Consider the following 17371-nt stretch of genomic DNA (forward strand, 5'->3'; position numbering starts at 1 on the left):
AGGAGAGTGAAACGCATGGCTAAAATTACACGGATAGAATGCATACGTACAAGGCATGACGGAAGCTGGACCATTGTGAAGATTTCGACGGATCAGGATGGTCTTTACGGATTGGGTTCTGCTTCCGATCTTTATAATCCCGAAGCGGTGGTACAGGTCATCGAGCAACTGTTGGCACCATTACTCGTAGGAAGGGATGCATCCCAGATTGAAGATTTGTGGCATCTCATGCATATGAGCGGATATTGGAGAAATGGGGCAATACTTCATACGGCCATTGGTGGAATTGACATGGCCCTGTGGGATATCAAGGGCAAGGAAGCGAATCTGCCGGTATATCAATTGTTAGGAGGGGCCTGCCGTTCGGCAGTTCCCTGTTATGGCCATGCCGGAGGTGCTGATATCAGCGAGTTGAAAGAAGACGTATCTCGTTTTATGGAAGAAGGATACACGGTCATTCGAGTGCAAATGGGAGGTTACGGTGGCGGGGGATTTGTCAGCGGCGAACACGCAAATTTGCCGCGCGAGCCCTGGAGCAGCGGTCCTGTATTCGATGAACATGCGTATCTGCATGCCATCCCTGACATGTTCGAGAAGTTGCGTCTGGAATTTGGTAATGGGATTCAGTTTACTCATGATGTGCATGAGCATTTGTCTCCCATTCATGCCGTTCAGCTGTCGAAGCGGCTGGAGCCTTATCATCTTTTTTTTCTGGAAGATGCACTTGCTCCGGAACAGATCGGATGGTATCGACAGCTGCGTCAACAGAGTGCTACGCCGCAGGCCGTGGGAGAATTATTTGTTAATCCTCAGGAGTGGACTGGTCTGATTCAAGAGAAGTTGATCGATTTTATCAGAGTTCGGGTATCGAAAGCAGGCGGAATCAGCGCTTGTCGCAAGATCGCTGCGCTTGGCGAAGCCTACGGAGTACGAACAGCCTGGCAGGAGGGTGGAGAGAATGATCCTGTTAACCAGGCAGCTGCTGTCCATCTGGATATGGCCCTGTGGAACTTTGGTATCCAGGAAATCAATCATTTTAAACCTCATGAGTTGCAGGCTTTCCCGGGACATATCGTCAGAGAGGGCGGATATCTATATCCTTCCAATAAACCGGGACTGGGCATTGAACTGGATGAAGTGAAGGCCAAATCATTACGAAGTGACTCATGGGATCCCAACAAATATCATCGGCCGTATCCTCTAGACCGCAAAGCGGATGGGACATTGGTGCGACCCTAACGAAGTGACAAGAACAGACAGGAGAGATATAGAAATGAAGACGATTGCAGTTACAGGCGGAGGCGGAAAGCTGGGTTCACAGGTCATTGAGAAGCTGCAATTACAAGGTCATGATGTCGTATCGCTGGATAAACACCTATCTGACCGGGTGCGTTGCAGACAGATTATTGTCGATCTGAACGATTATGGTCAAGTCGTGGGAGCGCTTGCCGGAGTGGATGCGATTATCCATCTGGCAGCGATTCCTGCGCCGCTTCACTACCCACACAGCTACATTTTCGCTAATAATACACTTTCCGGATACCATGTGCTGGAAGCAGCCGCTTTGCTCGGTATAAAAAAGGTGGTCATTGGCTCCAGTGAATCATCCTACGGATTTGCCTGGGCCAACAAACCCTTCGCTCCCGATTATTTCCCGGTGGATGAACAGCATCCGCAACAGCCGCAGGAATGTTACGGCCTGTCCAAGATCGTTAATGAGGTCACTGCAGAGATGTTTCATCGAAGAAGCGGGATGCAGGTGATTTCCCTCCGTTTTTCAATGATTGTGGGACCGGGAGAGTACAGACATCTGGCTATTGCGAAGGCGGAAACGTTCAAGCACATATTGTGGAGCTACATTGATATCAGGGATGCCGTGGATGCTTGTTTGGCTGCTCTGCACGCTGATTATGATGGGGCTGTTCACGTTAATGTTACTGCTAATGATACGTTAAGTGATCGCCAAACGACAGAATTGCTCGGCACTTTCTATCCCGATGTCAAAGATCTACGGAAACCTTTCTCTAATCGAGAAGCCATTGTCAGTAATGGAATGGTGAAAGACGTTCTATCCTGGGGTGGTCCGAAGCATTCATGGGCGGATGAAGAACATGAGCAGCTTACGCGCAACTAATATGAATAGGGGGATACTATGCTAAATTTCATGCAAAAAAACAAGAAGGTTTTGGCTTTTGCAAGTGCGGCATTATTGATTCTTACGTTGTGTTTGTCTATTTCTCCTTCCATCGTATCAGCAGCTTCCGCGTTTAATCAAACACAGGCTTCCAGTTATAACAGTCAATCCGGAGTACAACTGGAAAGTTCCAGCGAGGGAGGGCAAAATGTCGCATTTATCGATAACGGCGATTACATTGTATTCAACAATGTGGATTTTGGCAGCGGTGCCAATTCAATCGACGTGAGAGTGGCCAGTAATAACAGTGGCGGTACGATTGAGGTCCGTCTGGATAGCCTAAACGGGACACTCGCGGGAACTGTTGCTGTTCCAGGTACGGGTGGGTGGCAATCCTGGCAAACGAAGTCGGGGCCGATCAGTGGTGCCACTGGTGTACACACGGTCTATCTTAAATTCACTGGCGGAACCGGAAATTTGTTCAATCTACTCTGGTTCAAATTCAGTTCATCCGCTGCAGGCAGCGGAGGCGATGTCGTAGGCAAACTGTATGCCGGATATCAAGGTTGGTTCAACGCAGCAGGAGATGGCTCGCCGAACGGAGGCTGGGTGCATTGGTCCAAAAATAGCAGTGCTCCATCAGCAAATAACAATGTGAATTTCGAACTGTACCCGGACCTTCGGGAATATTCCAAGCTGTATCAGACAAGTTTGGCGAACCTCGGCAATGGTTCTCCTGCCAAGCTGTTCTCCTCATACGATCAGGAAACGGTCAACAAGCATTTTGAATGGATGCAGACCTACAATATTGACGGGGCGGCATTGCAACGGTTCGGCGCTGATGAGAGCGATACACCTAACAATTGGAAAAGCAACCGGGACAGCGTAGCCGTCAAAGTTAAGAATGCAGCGGAAGCCTATAATCGCAAGTTCTATGTCATGTACGACATTACGGGAATGAATGCGAGCAATTGGGTGCAGGCGGTCAAGCATGACTGGACGACCAATGTTGTGAACAACATGCACCTTCCATCATCTTCGGCCTATGCAAAGCAGAACGGCAAGATGGTGGTCTGCATCTGGGGTATTGGGTTTACGGATCGTCCGGGTACTGCTTCAGAAGCGGCCGATTTAATCGGTTGGTTTAAGAACCAGGGGATCTATGTCATCGGCGGCGTGCCTACGTATTGGAGAACGGGTAACAATGACTCCCGATCCGACTTCATGAACGTCTACAAATCGTTGGATATGATCTCGCCTTGGTCCGTTGGCCGTTTCGGTAATATTCAGGAAGCCGACAATTTCAAAACAAATTTACTTCAGCCTGACCTGGCCTTCACCCAGCAGAATGGAATTGATTATCAGCCCGTTATCTGGCCGGGTTTCGCATGGTCCAACATGACCGGTGGTGCAAAAAACCAAATCCCGCGTTTGCATGGTGACTTCATGTGGAGGCAGGCCTACAATCTGAAGAGTATTGGTATCAATACCGGATATATCGCGATGTTTGACGAATACGATGAAGGTACTGCCGTTGCTAAGGCGGCAGAGAACAGCTCCATGATTCCATCCAATCAATATTTTCTGTCGCTAGATGCCGACGGTGTAGCTGTATCTTCGGACTTTTATCTCCGACTTGCAGGGGATATCAACCGCATGTTCAAAAACCAGATTCCAGTGACGGCAAACCATCCAACGAGTCATCAATAGACATTTAGAGCATGATTTTAGCAAGGAAGTTTACGTTCAGGAGGACTTATATGACTACTAACCATAGTGGCTTTCAAACCAAACGCCAAAAGACTACATCCATGAATCCAGCAATCACATCTATTTATACAGCAGATCCTTCGGCCCATGTATGGGATGACGGCAAAGTTTACATTTACGCGTCTCATGATATGGACCCAGCCAGAGGCTGCGATCTCATGGACAGATATCATGTTTTCTCCTCGGAGGATATGGTTCACTGGTTGGACGAAGGGGAAATACTCCGTTCAGACGATGTTTCCTGGGGCAGACCGGAGGGCGGCTTCATGTGGGCGCCTGACTGTGCGTACAAGAATGGAACCTATTACTTCTATTATCCGCATCCGAGCGATACGAACTGGAATGATTCCTGGAAAATCGGGGTTGCCACCAGCAGTTACCCGGCACATGGCTTTACGGATCAGGGATATATCGAGGGTCTTGGCGGGTTTGCATTGATTGACCCATGTGTACTTGTAGACGATGACAATAGCGCCTATATCTATTATGGTGGCGGCAGTGTCTGTTTGGGAGGCAAGCTCAATGAAGATATGGTATCCCTGGAAGATGGCATGACAGAAATGCAAGGGCTTGAAGACTTTCACGAAGCAGCCTGGGTATTCAAAAGAAACAATCTGTATTACCTTACCTATGCGGATAATCTGGAAGACAACAACCGTATGAGATACGCAACAAGCGAAACCCCGCTTGGTCCGTGGACGTATCGTGGCATTTTTCTGGAGCCGACCGGCTGTTCGACGACCCATGGTTCTGTAGTGGAATTCAAAGGACAATGGTATCTTTTTTATCACAATCAAGCCATATCTGGGGAGGGCACACTTCGCAGCGTATGTATTGACTATCTGGAATTTAATGAGGATGGTTCCATCAGACCTGTGGTTCAGACGAGGGAGGGTGTGTCCTCCGTCGGTCCAGCTCCGGTTCCTGCCCAGCAACGAAAGATTTATGCGGGCGCAGCCAGCCAAGTTTTTGGTGGAGCAGAAATCAGGAAATTGCAATCCGGGCAAACCGTGGTCGGGAATCTTCAATCCTCAGAAGCGTACGCTTTGTTTAAAAATGTAGATGGAGGCGAAGGCGGCAGAGCATCGGTTGAGCTTCATTATGCGACAGGCGAGCGACTGGCCAAATTGCATCTGACGGTTAATGACAAGGACTATTCCTTGCTGAATGCGCTATCTACTGGCGGTTTGCAGGAATTTGGCGGGGTCACCAATATCACCGTTCCTTTGGAGCAAGGTAATGTTAACACAATCAAAATTTCAGGTGGACATGGCGAGATCAATTTTTTAAGTCTCACCGTTACCCCGTTGTTTGATTAATACGTAAGAAACGGGATAGACGTCTAAACCTCAGGAGAGTTTTCCTGAGGTTTTTCTGGTTTATATGAACGAGTGAGTTCTAATAAATGATAAGCACTTTTTTCCAACAAAATGCCAAATAAATGACAACGAAATGTTATTTCTATTTGTAACGGCTTACTTTATGCTAGATTTCAACACCTGCTGAAGAGACTGGATTATGTCTGTAAAAACGGTTATGAGTGTTAACCGTTGTGCAGAAGAAAACAAGTTCTTCAGATGTAAGACAGCAGCGAAAGCAGAGAATCTTGATGTTATTGTAAGCGGTAACAAAAAAGACTAGGAGGAAATCGTGTGAGAAGAAAGAGTCGATTTATGTTCACGCTATTGGTCATTTTATTAATGGTTTCGTCGGTGCCGCTCCCTGCCACAGCCTATCAAAATCCGCAAACGTTACCGGATGAATGGGGACAATATGGACTCGGGGATCCCTATGTATTGAAATTTAATGGATACTATTACCTGTACGTAAGCACAAGAGATACGGACGACGGTGTCAAAGTCTGGAGCTCCAAAGATCTGGTGAATTGGTCGTACCGTGGATTAGCTGCAACAGATCCCATTACGCACGGAGCTTATGCTCCTGAAGTCGTATACTGGAATGGCATGTTCTACATGTATACATCACCTGCCGGAAAAGGTCATTACGTGCTGAGCAGCACGAGTCCTACCGGACCCTTCAATGTAGTCACTGGAAATCTTGGAAAGTCGATTGACGGTAATGTGTTCATTGACGATGATGGCTCGTTCAGCTTCTATCACGCAGCGCAAGGCCGCATCGATGCAGCACCGATGAGCAGCCCCACTGAGATCGGAGCGAGTGCTTCAACAGGAGTCGGGATGGGAGGCTGGACTGAGGGTTCAACCGTCTTCAAACGAAATGGAAAATACTATATGACGTATACAGGTAACCACGTATTTAGCAAAGGATATCGGGTGGATGTGGCAGTTAGCACCACAGGTCCGAGGTCAGGATATGTAACTGATAGCACAAACCCGGTATTAATTCGTACAGAGGGCCCAACCGTGGGATTGGGACACAACTCGGTAGTCAAAGGACCTAACCTGGATACTCACTATATGATGTATCATAATTTGGAAGGCAACGGAATAATCGGACCGCTGCGGCATCTGAACATGGACCGAATTGTATGGAATAACGACAAGATGATCGTGCAAGGTCCGACTTCAACGGATCAACCCAATCCAGAAATGCCGGTTTTCTACGACTACTTCGATCGTTCTGCGATCGGGAGCAATTGGTCCAATGTGAATGGCGGGAATTGGGGCATCTACAATCAGGAACTCATGTGGCAAAATTCTATGGGCAGCTCAACTTGGTATAAACAAGTGACGGCTTCAAGCAGCGCATCGGATTATACGGCTGAATTTAACATGAAGGAAATGAATCGGGGAACGTCCACCAATCCGAGATACGGCGCTACATTCTCCTATACGAATGAGAACAATTACGGTGTTGCGCTGATCAGTTCGAAAAACAAAAGACTTGAGACATTTTTCCGAATTAACGGTGTGGATCAGGCTTGGCAAACATTCGATCTGCCTGCCGACTTCAATTATTCGAAATGGCATAACATACGGATAGAAAAATCAGGCTCAACGTTTAAATACTATGTAGATGGGATGTTCAAAGCAACGCGTACCGCCAATGTAGGAGCAGGTAAAATCGGTGTTCTGACAGAGGATACACATGCGGATTTCGGCTATACTGCTTTTAGCAATGATGTGAACGGAAGCAGTGCATGGAATGCCTCCAAGCCGATTCCAGGCACAATCGAGGCAGTTCATTATATGAAAGGAGGCGAAGGTGTCGCTTATCACGATACAACGGCTGGGAATCTGGGCGGGGCTTATCGGACCGATGCCGGGGATATTCGCCTGAATAACGAAGGACTGTTCAACTTAGGCTGGAATCAGACCGGAGAATGGTATAAATACAAAGTAAACGTGGAGTCAAGTGGATACTATGATATTGATTTTCGTATGGCTACCTCGTTGGACGGGGCTCAAATCCGGCTGTGGGATGGTACGACCGACTTAACGGGTATCGTCAATATACCTAATACGGGTGGATGGGATAATTGGAAAACCGTATCAAAGAAAAAGGTCTATTTAAACGCAGGGCAGCGGGAGTTAAAGGTTGAATTCGTAACAGGCGAGGCCGATTTCTCAAGAATGACGTTTCAGAAAAATGCTGATGTGACAAGCTTAAGCGATAATTTTAACGACGGAGACGATAACGGATGGACCAGGTTTGAAGGAACTTGGGCGGTAGAGAACGGTGAATACAGTGCAGCCAGCTCCGGACCTGCCAAATCCACAATCGGGGATTCGCAATGGGCAGATTATACGGTGGAGTCCGATATCAAGATGATCGATACAGGGGGTGACGGAGGCTTGCTCGTCAGAGTATCCAATGCATCCCACGGCACGGAGCGAGGCCAGAACAATTATGATGCTTTACAAGGATATTACGCCTATCTGACTACAAGCGGAGTCAGTCTGGGCAAGATGAATTATAATTGGGCCCTGCTCAAGAGCAATGCACAATCGTATTCAACCAATACCTGGTATCATATGAAAGTTGTCGTTAAGGGCACAAACATCAAAGTTTTTGTGGATGACATGGTCAACCCGAAGATCGATTATACAGACAACAGCCTGAATCCGTTCACGCATGGCAAAATCGGTGTCAGAACAGCTAATAAGCACACGCATTTCGATAATGTATCTGTTTCTCCTTGAACCGGAAGCTAAGCGTTGAGAATGAAACAGTTGTTAAGAGAACTGAATCTTATAAAAAGGTCGCCAATTGGCGGCTTTTTTGCCTTCCTCTGATCTCCTTCACCACCGCCATTTCCCATTAGCTAATCCGACCCATTTCATTGATAATTAAATGATGTATACGTCAGGAGAGGGTGGCTGGTAATGAAAAGTAGTGATCTGCTCATTGGATCTCATGTATCCTTTGGAGGTAAAGAAATGCTTCTGCAGGCGAGTAAGGAAGCCGCTTCTTATGGTGCAACCACATTTCTGATGTACACCGGCGCACCTCAGAATTCGAAACGAAAACCTATTTCGCAATATAATATAGAAGCAGGCCATATTCATATGAAGCAGCAGGGCATTTCCAATATTGTGGTGCATGCTCCATTCCTCATTAATCTGGCCAACAGTTACAAACGAGAAGTATTTGATTTTAGTGTACAATTCCTGCGGGATGAGATTGAGAGAACGGCTTCACTTGGATCAAATCAACTTGTTCTTCACCCGGGTGCCCATGTTAACGCTGGGGTAGACATTGGCATTCGGCAAATTATCCAGGGTTTAAACGAGGTACTTCAGGACAACCGTTACCCTGACGTTCAGATTTCGTTGGAGACGATGGCGGGAAAAGGAACGGAGTGCGGAGCAAGCTTTGAAGAACTGGCACAGATTGTCAATGGCGTGCAGCGGAATGAACGACTCTCCATATGTCTGGATACTTGTCATGTTCATGATGCCGGATACGATATTGTTCATCATTTTGATGGGGTTCTGGAGCAATTTGACAAGGTACTAGGCCTTGATCGATTGAAAGTGCTGCACATCAATGATTCCAAAAATGTGCGGGGATCGAGAAAAGATCGCCATGAGAACATCGGACACGGACATATCGGACTTCAGGCTTTGGATTATATCGTACATCATCCCCAACTCGTGTCACTTCCAAAACTGCTTGAGACGCCGTCGATTGGCAAAATAAAATATAAAAGTGCACCTTATCAACATGAAATTTCCCTGTTAAGAAGAGAGTGCTCCGAGCCTGTGCAGAAGGAAGAGGATTTTTTAGAAAACATTAAATAGAGAGTATTACAAACTTTCGCTCACTCATTCCATGTTTATTCTCACGGGACATATGTTAAAATGGTGGAGTACGTTACTTTTTACTAAAAAGGAGGCCGCCATGCAGCCAATAGAGCCTCAAGACATCCAACACCGGATCGACCAACTTCTCGATCAGGACCTATATTTACACCTCGAACTCACGTCAGGTGCTTACGCCAGTCACTTCGATAGCACCAGGCATCCGGGGTCGGCATTCATTTCCAATGCGGTCATACGATATACGCAAGGATCGATCTCCGGCACGGGCCCATATCGCGTAGGCTTAAAGACTACTCACGGCTGGGTGTACGCTGAGGGACTAACACACATTGACGAGTTGGAAAAAGAACGAATTATTCTGGCTGGTCACGATAGTCAAGGAAAGCTGGTTGTAGCTTTACAACTTAGTCGGGAATTGTTCTGATGAAAGCGGAGGATCAAATAAGCATGAATAACAAACAGATTGAACATCAACGCATTTTAGTTGTATTTCCCCATCCAGACGATGAAGCGTTCAGTTCTTCGGGAACATTGGCGAAGTACATAAAAGGCGGTGCTCAAGTCACTTATGCTTGCCTGACTCTAGGGGAGATGGGACGTAATATGGGCATCCCTCCATTTGCCAACCGGGTCACCTTGCCAATAATCCGTAAGGATGAACTCATAGAGTCCTCCAATGCGATTGGTATTCAAGACTTACGGATGCTCGGTTTTCATGATAAAATGATCGAGTTTGAAGACCCTGAGCTGCTAGATGGCCACATTTTGGCCCTGATCAAGGAGCTTAACCCTTCACTGGTCATTACTTTCTATCCGGGCTATAGTGTGCATCCCGATCATGATGCAACCGGAGCTGCGGTTACGCGAACGATTGGCCGATTGCCGGCTGAAGAGAGACCTATCGTCTACTGCTGTGCATTCTCGAACAATCACGAGGAGAGCATCGGGAAAGCGGATGTGATTGAGGATGTGAGCGGATTCCTTGCCGAGAAAATGGCATCGATTCGAGCTCACCGTTCGCAATTCCAAGCGCCTGAACTTGTCGGCAAGCGGGAATTGGATGATGAACAAATCCGAAATCGGTTTGGAAGAGAAGCGTTTTGGACCTATAAGTTCGATTAACTATTCGTTTGTAAAATCTAATTTGCGTAAAAGGTCGCCATTTATGGCGACTTTTTCTGTTTAAAACATGTGATGTTGTTTGAGTGTTAATTGGAGTGAGGGAGATAATCTGATGAGTTCCTGCAAAGAGTGATACAATTGAATGGATTTCGTTCTACAAACCAATGAGTCGGTTTCAACTCCCACGACAGAAAATGAGGAAACCTCTGAAACGACACGACCACAAACAGAAAGTTTTGATTTGATGACAGGGGGGAGATGCCAAAAATGCGAAGCAAACGAATCATTCGAATTACTGCGATCGTCATTTTATTTTTGCTCATATCATGCATCGCATTGGTTTATGTTAATGACAGACCTGGCGGACTAGCCGATCGGCGTATGTCCAAAGCAATGGGAATGAGTGAAACCATCCATATTCCTATAGGGAAAACGGCTGAAGAAGCGATCCAGAAGTTTAGAGGTAAGGATAATTCATTTCACATCATTCATCAAGAACCGGTAGACGGGGGCATAATTTTGTTTAAACAAAAATCTAGCCAGGAAAATAACAGCAATCTTCAGATGGAGTATGCCCGGAAAATCGTATTTGGCTGGAAGTGGGCATGGGGTGGCGGATATTCCATTGGTGAATCATCTCAATTCAAATCAGCGCTTGATTACATGAGCATACCTGAATTGAATAATATATCGACACCGTTCCCTATGCTGTTTGGACATATATTAGACCCGGCAATTCAGCATGTAACTGTCGAGGTCGAGGGGGATGAGAAACCAGTAGTTACCGAAGCCAAGCTGGTTGAGGTGGGGCCGGAAAGCATAATCTGGTTTGTATCACTGCCTTCGTCTGCAACAATTCCGTATGAAATAAAGGGATTCAACGATAAAGGAGAGCTCGTCACCCATAAACAAATGGATGATCCGAATGACAGTGGTTCCATGGTTCTTGGAGAGCGTTAAAGAGTGATTGTACGGAACCTGTGAGTAGGGCGGGGATCGCCAAGTTTGGAAAACAATAAAAAGGGAACAACCCACTGTTTAGGGGTTGTTCCCTTATACGTTACAAGGAAATTCGGGTTTACAAAAAAATAAGTAAAAGAATTCCGACTACAAAGCAATAGTATGAAAAGTAAATCAAGTTTCCTCTTGCCATAATTCCCATGAACCATCTCATTGAAAAGTAGGTTACGATAAGGGTCGTAATGAACGCTAAAATGTAAGGTATAGCCAACTGCGCTCGGTGCGGATCGGTTACGATGTCAGAAGCCCCTAATATTACGCCGCCGATGCTAATTGGAATGTAGAGCATAAAGGAAAATTTCAACGCCGTTTCTTGTTTCATCCCGACAGCAATAGATGCAATGACTGTTGCACCAGAGCGGCTTATTCCCGGGATAAGAGCCACCGCTTGAGCCAGACCCACCAGTACTGCGTCTTTTGCCGACAAATCGCCATCTCTTTTGCGCCCGCGAAGGTTTCGAATGAGCCACAGCGCAACCCCCGTGATCAGTAAACTGATCGCAACCGTATAGACTGAAGTGAATATTTCTTCAATTTTATCCTTGAATAGCACAGCCCCGATCGCAGCGGGTAGGGTACCAATGATTATGTATAGACAAAACATGAAATCTGCTCTGTACTCCGCATTGCGAGAGATTAGGAATCTCCAGCCTCCTACAATAAGTTTTATAATATCTTCCCGAAAGATAAACATAATGGCAATCAGTGAGGCGGTGTTCGTCAAAATTTCAAAGGATAATCCGTTCTGCTCCATGCCAAGCAATCGTTGAACGATAATCAAATGACCGCTTGAAGAAACCGGAATAGGCTCTGTAGCCCCTTGTACGATACCTAATAACACATATTTCAACCACAAAACTACGTCTTCCATTGTATCCTCCTACTCATTATTTTCGATTGGCTTTGACATATTTCAGCTGGGCAACAATGATGACACTAATAATCACCAAAAGGAACCAGGAACTGATTTTACTAAAACTGACCAGTTGCCAGGAATCATGCTGATCAGGGTATTTCCAGCCGTTAAAAAATGTAGCTATATTTTCAGCGGTCCAGATAAAAAAACCGACGATGATAAAAGCGATTGTTAACGGCATACGATAGGTCGTTAATCGTACCCGATAAATGATCCATGTTTTTCTAAATACAATAAATACAAGCCCTGTCAACCACCAACGAAAATCGGGAATAAAATGATGTGTGAAAAAGTTAATATAGATGGCTCCGCCTAACAGAACCGAAGATGCAAACCCAGGCCAACCGGTCATGTCCATACGCAGTCTGCGCCATATTTGACACATAAAGCTTGCTACACTTGCATACATAAATCCGCTATAAAGGGGGACACCCAAAATCTTGGTGTACCCAGGCTCAGGGTATGACCAGGATACCATCCATACTTTATATATCTCCAGCACCAAACCAATCACGTGAAATATACATATGACTTTGATTTCATCACGTGTTTCCAATCCGCTGCGGTACATGAGGTATTGCACTGCTAATAAAACAAGCAGAATGGCATCATAGCGATAAAGAAAGGGTATCTGAATTACGTTAGAAAGGGCCAACGTTCCAAAGATCGCCACAGGAAAAATGCAGCTCATCGCCTGATGATAACCAAAATGCAGCAGCTGTACTAAAGGTTTCAAGTTATTTTTATCTCCTTCCTAAGCCTTGTTCATAATAATATAGATATGGTCCGTATGTAAAAAGAGAAAAAAAGCTATAGATATTTTCTTATTTTGCGGGTGTGCGTAATTGTGAGATAAGTCAATTAAACATATACAAAAACAAACAAGGCCCCTCGTCAATTGGAGAGACCTTGATGTAAGCTAATTCATTTATATATTCTCAGATAACTTATTGGCAGATTTAATCGTATGTTCGATGAGTGTCGCAATCGTTACAGGACCAACACCGCCCGGTACAGGTGTAATCGCTGAAGAAGGAACAAAGCAAGCTTCATAATCCACATCTCCGACATTGCCTTTGTTATAACCTGCATCAATAATGACAGCACCTGGTTTAATCCAGTCTCCTTTAACAAAGAGTGGTTTACCTACGGCTGCAACAATGATATCCCCAAGCTTCACGATTTCCTCCAGATTCACGGTTTTGGAGTGGCAGGTCGTCACCGTTGCATTCCGGTTAAGCAGCATGGCTGAGACAGGTTTGCCCAGAATTGGACTTCTTCCGATGACCACCGCATGTTTGCCCTCAATCTGAATATTGTAGAAATCCAGAATACGCATAATAGCCTGTGGTGTACAGGAAGGGAATTCGGCGTCTCCGAAAGCATTAAGTGCAAAACCGAGGGTCGTTACACCGTCAACGTCCTTCTCGATGCTAATGGCATCAAAAGCTGCTCTTTCATCGATATGATTCGGGACAGGGTGTTGAAGCAAAATACCGTGTACGGAAGGGTCATTATTTAGCTTGTTAATTTCTTGAATCAATTCATCCGTGGTGGTTTCCGCAGAAAGAACGACCTTAATGGAATGCACGCCTAAGCGAGCGCAAGCATTTCCTTTCATACGCACATAGGTCGCTGAAGAAGGATCATCTCCGACGAGGATTGTAGCGAGACAAGGCTGAATGCCTTTTTCCTTCAGAATGGCAACCTTAGAGACCATGTCTTCCTTCATAAAATCCGCTACCGTTTGTCCATTCAAAATCAGTTTGTCAGTACTCATGTTCACATCGCCCTTTCAACATAAAAAAGAGGCAAGGAAATAAATATTCCTTACCTCTGCCCAGGCGTACGGCTTATGACTAAACCATATGCTCCCTCACGGTTCACCGTGTTCGCCAGTTACATATGATCGTTTAAATTGTTTAGATTGATAGTACTCGAAAAAGAAGAAATGTTCAAGAGTTAATGGACTTTTTCTAGATGCTAATGTTCAATGGTTAGATTATAGTTGATAACCGTTATCAGTTGTGATATATTGTTAACCAGTTAATAATATTATTTTATATTCACGAAATAAGTCTATTTCTTAAGGTTTTTTTATTGTTTATAAGTAAATAAGGAGCGATTGAAGAATGGATTCAAAAGATCGAACAAAACAGTTACTATATGACCAATTTATCCGCTTTTTACATGTATATGAGAATCACAAGGATACGGAAATCGAACATTTTCTAAGTATCGCTCAGCGGGAAAGCATCGATAAAATCCCTCAGCATTTGACCGCGGTTCATATGATAGATTGCATTGGCAGGCATGAACCCATTAACAATACGGGCATTGCCGAGGCGATGAATTTGTCCAAAGCAAGTATTACCAAGATCGGCAACAAACTGCTGGAGGAAGGATTCGTCAAACGCACGAAAATGAATGACAACAAAAAGGAGAGCTATTTCCGTTTGTCACCCCAAGGTAAAAAGATTTTTGAACTGCATGAACGTTTACATGTACTTGAGGCTGAACGGTTCTATCGTTCTTTGGACAAATATTCGGAATCGGAGCTAAAGATAATTCATCAATTTCTTCAAGAGAGCAGCATGGATATGGAATCCAGATAAACTGAAGGAGAGTGAAAAACTTGAGTTTGGCGGAATTGATAAGGGAACGCAGAAGTATTCGTAAATGTAATGCTACACCGGTGGAACAGGAGTTGGTTGTTGAATTGCTGCGAAAGGCCACACGGCTTCAACCATCTGTTGAAGCTGGCTCATGGCGTGTTGTTTATGCCGGAACTCCCGAAGCACGCAAACGGTTGGTAGACTGTATGCTGGAACAGATGTCGCAGAGCAAGCTCGGCAAGTTGATTCCGGGAAAACTGCTGGATGTGTTTAAAAAGAGGTTTACGGATATTCCTGCTCACGTCATTGTTATGTCGACTGTGGGACCGGATCGTCTGACCAATGACCGTAATTATGCGGCTGCCTGCGGGGTGATGCAGAGCTTCCAACTGCTGGGATGGGAACAAGGGTTAGGAATGCTGTGGGATACAGAGTCCATGATTCAGAATGAAGGCTTTTTCAAAGGAATTGGACTGCGTGAGGATGAAAGATTTGTAGGCATTCTTCATATGGGATATTACGACAAAGCGCCAAGAAGTCGGAAAAGAACACCCGCTGAGCAGAAGTGGACTGTATTTCAGGGTCAGACTACTTAGAAGGGAGAGGATATAAAAATGAAATTGTCCGATCTGCAAGGAGGTATGGAGAGTCCGAAAGATTTTTTGGATCGACCGGTATCACAGGAGCTAATCCTTGAATTGCTTAATCACGCTGTGTGGGCGCCAAATGATGGACTCCGTGAGCCGTGGCGATTTATTTTTGCCGATAATCGTACCGGAAAACTCATGCAGGGATTGCAGGATTACGCTCCAGCGTATCTTCTGGTGTTGGTGAAGGAAGAGGCGGATCATCATAAGCGGGAAGAGGACTTTGCAGCCGTCTGCTGTTTGATCCAAAATTTTCGTTTGCTTGCCCATGAACAGGGACTGGGTGTGCGCAGCACATTACATGACTGGATGTATGACCAGAGCCGTGCTGAAACGTTTGGCGTACTGGGCAACGAGCGTATTGCTACGGTTCTGGAATTGGGATATGGTGCCGAACAGTCGGTAGCGAATGCTGAGATAGCTGAACCTCAGCTTCAGTTCGAACTGTTGTAGTGGGGCAAGGTGCAAGGAAGAAAATTCAAATGAGTGAGGAACGACATGCCTTGGCAGGGCTTGTCGTTCTTTTTTATGCTGGTGTGTATCCGTTGTAGACTACAAGTCAGCTAAAGTGGATACACACGACTAATCCAGAGATTCACTTATTTTTAAAAAATGATATTCCTATAATGTGTTAATTACCTTGTTATGAGAATTATTTTGTACTCTATTCTGTAAAGCAGATAAATCACCATCTAAATTCTTCAGGTTTGGAAGGAAAGCTGCGGCGGCCGAACAAAGCAAGGGGAGCAGACCCAAAGACAAGAATAAGAAAGGCAGACCGTAGAGTTCTGCAACCGCTGCACCTGCAAAAGCACCTACAGGCTGCAGTCCGCCACCAATGAGGAACCGTATGGAGTTGACTCGGCCTTGAAGAGGTCCGGGGACAAGCGTACCATGCAAAGCTGAACTGAGAGAACCAAAGAAAGGTCCTGCTGCACCAGCGGCACATAAAGCAACAAGCGCAAACGGATAACTCGGGAATAGACCCAGTAAGGCGTTAAAAAGCCCGATGGCGGCTAGGCTGCACAGCATAACTGTCCGTCGTCTTTTAATTTCACCCATCCACGAGATGACCAATAGTCCTAATAATGTTCCACATGCTGAAGCAGTGGTGAGTGTACCCATAGCAGCGGCATCCCGATCTAAAACTTCACGAACAAAAGGAATCATCATCGTCCAGATCGCTATAGAAGACATGTTGCTGATTGAAACCATTCCCATAATCGAAAGCATGGCCGGGAAACGACGATAAAAAGAGAAACCTTCATGGATATCTCTGAGATAAGCCTTAATTGAAAAGGGGGACTTAGTTGCTACTGGCTTGTGCATTGTGGGCAGAAAGAGTAACGTGGCAATGGCGGCGGTGTAACAAACGGCGTTGATGCCCAGCGTAGGCAGTGCCCCAGCTACGGCAGTAAGAGCTCCGGCTAAGGCCGGGCCCAACAAAGCAGCTGCATTACGGCAGCCGTCGATTACCGCAAATGCACGCACCAGTTTGCGTTCATCTGCTACTCCGGGAACAATTGCCATTGCGGTGGGCATGAATAGGGCAGAACAAGCCCCGCTTAGTCCTGCGGCCAGAAAAAGGTGCCATAATTGCAAGTTGCCTGCGAGTCCCAGACTCAGTGGTAATAAGAGAGCAAGCAATCTGATAGAAGCAAGCACTGCCATGAACCGCCCTCGGTGTAACCGATCGGATAACGGCGAGCCGAGCAGCCGAATGGCCACTTCTGGAATGCTAAAGCTTAGTGCCATCGCACCCATGGCCATCTTAGATGCAGTTATTTCATAGACAAGCCATTCCATAGCAAGAAGACCAAATACGTCACCAAATGAACTCAGAGTGACAGTAGCTAGTAAACCATAATAACTGCGCTTAAGCATGAGTTTTCCTCCGTGTG

Annotated in this window: 16 protein-coding genes and 1 riboswitch; of the genes, 12 read left to right on the plus strand and 4 right to left on the minus strand. The window is 45.8% G+C overall.

Annotated features, from left to right (window positions below):
- Positions 1-15 precede the first annotated feature (15 nt).
- The 9 genes from MHB49_RS16005 to MHB49_RS16045 all read left to right on the plus strand — a co-directional run bounded on the left by MHB49_RS16005 (position 16) and on the right by MHB49_RS16045 (position 11232).
- Positions 16-1239: an enolase C-terminal domain-like protein gene (locus MHB49_RS16005; RefSeq protein WP_405156836.1), complete on the plus strand. Its 1224-nt coding sequence runs from the start codon at positions 16-18 to the stop codon at positions 1237-1239.
- Between the two features lie 34 nt (positions 1240-1273).
- Positions 1274-2134: an NAD-dependent epimerase/dehydratase family protein gene (locus MHB49_RS16010; RefSeq protein ID WP_405156837.1), complete on the plus strand. Its 861-nt coding sequence runs from the start codon at positions 1274-1276 to the stop codon at positions 2132-2134.
- Positions 2135-2164: 30 nt separating this feature from the next.
- Positions 2165-3844: a carbohydrate-binding protein gene (locus MHB49_RS16015; protein WP_405156838.1), complete on the plus strand. Its 1680-nt coding sequence runs from the start codon at positions 2165-2167 to the stop codon at positions 3842-3844.
- A gap of 50 nt (positions 3845-3894) precedes the next feature.
- Positions 3895-5223, plus strand: a complete 1329-nt coding sequence (locus MHB49_RS16020; protein WP_405156839.1) for a family 43 glycosylhydrolase — start codon at positions 3895-3897, stop codon at positions 5221-5223.
- Positions 5224-5556: 333 nt separating this feature from the next.
- Entirely contained in the window at positions 5557-8028 is a 2472-nt protein-coding gene (locus tag MHB49_RS16025) for a family 43 glycosylhydrolase (protein ID WP_405156840.1), read from the plus strand.
- A 183-nt stretch (positions 8029-8211) separates the two neighbouring features.
- Positions 8212-9129, plus strand: a complete 918-nt coding sequence (locus MHB49_RS16030; RefSeq protein ID WP_405156841.1) for a deoxyribonuclease IV — start codon at positions 8212-8214, stop codon at positions 9127-9129.
- A gap of 100 nt (positions 9130-9229) precedes the next feature.
- Positions 9230-9574, plus strand: a complete 345-nt coding sequence (locus MHB49_RS16035) for a YojF family protein (RefSeq protein WP_405156842.1) — start codon at positions 9230-9232, stop codon at positions 9572-9574.
- Positions 9575-9597: 23 nt separating this feature from the next.
- Complete coding sequence (gene bshB2, locus MHB49_RS16040) at positions 9598-10272, plus strand: bacillithiol biosynthesis deacetylase BshB2 (protein WP_175382813.1); 675 nt, start codon at positions 9598-9600, stop codon at positions 10270-10272.
- Positions 10273-10539: 267 nt separating this feature from the next.
- On the plus strand, positions 10540-11232 hold the full coding sequence (locus MHB49_RS16045) for a hypothetical protein (protein ID WP_405156843.1): 693 nt from the start codon (positions 10540-10542) through the stop codon (positions 11230-11232).
- 118 nt (positions 11233-11350) lie between these two features.
- Here MHB49_RS16045 and MHB49_RS16050 read toward each other — a convergent pair whose 3' ends face one another.
- The 3 genes from MHB49_RS16050 to MHB49_RS16060 all read right to left on the minus strand — a co-directional run bounded on the left by MHB49_RS16050 (position 11351) and on the right by MHB49_RS16060 (position 13988).
- Positions 11351-12163 carry an undecaprenyl-diphosphate phosphatase gene (locus MHB49_RS16050; RefSeq protein ID WP_405156844.1) on the minus strand — a complete coding sequence of 271 codons (813 nt, stop codon included), beginning with the start codon at positions 12161-12163 and terminating at the stop codon, positions 11351-11353.
- 16 nt (positions 12164-12179) lie between these two features.
- Positions 12180-12944, minus strand: a complete 765-nt coding sequence (locus MHB49_RS16055; RefSeq protein ID WP_405156845.1) for a DUF817 domain-containing protein — start codon at positions 12942-12944, stop codon at positions 12180-12182.
- Between the two features lie 192 nt (positions 12945-13136).
- Positions 13137-13988: a bifunctional 5,10-methylenetetrahydrofolate dehydrogenase/5,10-methenyltetrahydrofolate cyclohydrolase gene (locus tag MHB49_RS16060; protein WP_405156846.1), complete on the minus strand. Its 852-nt coding sequence runs from the start codon at positions 13986-13988 to the stop codon at positions 13137-13139.
- A 51-nt stretch (positions 13989-14039) separates the two neighbouring features.
- Positions 14040-14121, minus strand: a riboswitch (ZMP/ZTP riboswitch).
- Between the two features lie 219 nt (positions 14122-14340).
- Between MHB49_RS16060 and MHB49_RS16065 the strand changes: the two genes are divergently transcribed.
- From MHB49_RS16065 to MHB49_RS16075, 3 genes are read left to right on the plus strand one after another with little or no spacing between them, the layout of a single operon-like run.
- Positions 14341-14823 carry a MarR family transcriptional regulator gene (locus tag MHB49_RS16065; protein WP_405156847.1) on the plus strand — a complete coding sequence of 161 codons (483 nt, stop codon included), beginning with the start codon at positions 14341-14343 and terminating at the stop codon, positions 14821-14823.
- Positions 14824-14834: 11 nt separating this feature from the next.
- A complete protein-coding gene (locus tag MHB49_RS16070) occupies positions 14835-15419 on the plus strand; it encodes a nitroreductase (protein ID WP_405156848.1) in 585 nt (194 codons plus the stop codon).
- A gap of 18 nt (positions 15420-15437) precedes the next feature.
- Positions 15438-15923: a nitroreductase family protein gene (locus MHB49_RS16075; RefSeq protein ID WP_405156849.1), complete on the plus strand. Its 486-nt coding sequence runs from the start codon at positions 15438-15440 to the stop codon at positions 15921-15923.
- Between the two features lie 168 nt (positions 15924-16091).
- On the opposite strand, the gene MHB49_RS16080 is transcribed toward MHB49_RS16075, so the two are convergent.
- Complete coding sequence (locus MHB49_RS16080) at positions 16092-17354, minus strand: MFS transporter (RefSeq protein ID WP_405156850.1); 1263 nt, start codon at positions 17352-17354, stop codon at positions 16092-16094.
- Between the last annotated feature and the right edge of the window lie 17 nt (positions 17355-17371).

The organism is Paenibacillus sp. FSL K6-0108 (genome assembly GCF_045040695.1).
Classification (GTDB): domain Bacteria; phylum Bacillota; class Bacilli; order Paenibacillales; family Paenibacillaceae; genus Paenibacillus; species Paenibacillus pabuli_B.

Bases quoted from the DNA above. Each gene is read 5' to 3' on its own strand.
- MHB49_RS16065 (WP_405156847.1), top strand. From the start codon at position 14,341: ATGGATTCAAAAGATCGAACAAAACAGTTACTATATGACCAATTTATC.
- MHB49_RS16060 (WP_405156846.1), bottom strand. From the start codon at position 13,988: ATGAGTACTGACAAACTGATTTTGAATGGACAAACGGTAGCGGATTTT.
- MHB49_RS16050 (WP_405156844.1), bottom strand. From the start codon at position 12,163: ATGGAAGACGTAGTTTTGTGGTTGAAATATGTGTTATTAGGTATCGTA.
- MHB49_RS16015 (WP_405156838.1), top strand. From the start codon at position 2,165: ATGCAAAAAAACAAGAAGGTTTTGGCTTTTGCAAGTGCGGCATTATTG.
- MHB49_RS16080 (WP_405156850.1), bottom strand. From the start codon at position 17,354: ATGCTTAAGCGCAGTTATTATGGTTTACTAGCTACTGTCACTCTGAGT.
- bshB2 (WP_175382813.1), top strand. From the start codon at position 9,598: ATGAATAACAAACAGATTGAACATCAACGCATTTTAGTTGTATTTCCC.
- MHB49_RS16005 (WP_405156836.1), top strand. From the start codon at position 16: ATGGCTAAAATTACACGGATAGAATGCATACGTACAAGGCATGACGGA.
- MHB49_RS16030 (WP_405156841.1), top strand. From the start codon at position 8,212: ATGAAAAGTAGTGATCTGCTCATTGGATCTCATGTATCCTTTGGAGGT.
- MHB49_RS16075 (WP_405156849.1), top strand. From the start codon at position 15,438: ATGAAATTGTCCGATCTGCAAGGAGGTATGGAGAGTCCGAAAGATTTT.
- MHB49_RS16010 (WP_405156837.1), top strand. From the start codon at position 1,274: ATGAAGACGATTGCAGTTACAGGCGGAGGCGGAAAGCTGGGTTCACAG.
- MHB49_RS16035 (WP_405156842.1), top strand. From the start codon at position 9,230: ATGCAGCCAATAGAGCCTCAAGACATCCAACACCGGATCGACCAACTT.
- MHB49_RS16020 (WP_405156839.1), top strand. From the start codon at position 3,895: ATGACTACTAACCATAGTGGCTTTCAAACCAAACGCCAAAAGACTACA.
- MHB49_RS16045 (WP_405156843.1), top strand. From the start codon at position 10,540: ATGCGAAGCAAACGAATCATTCGAATTACTGCGATCGTCATTTTATTT.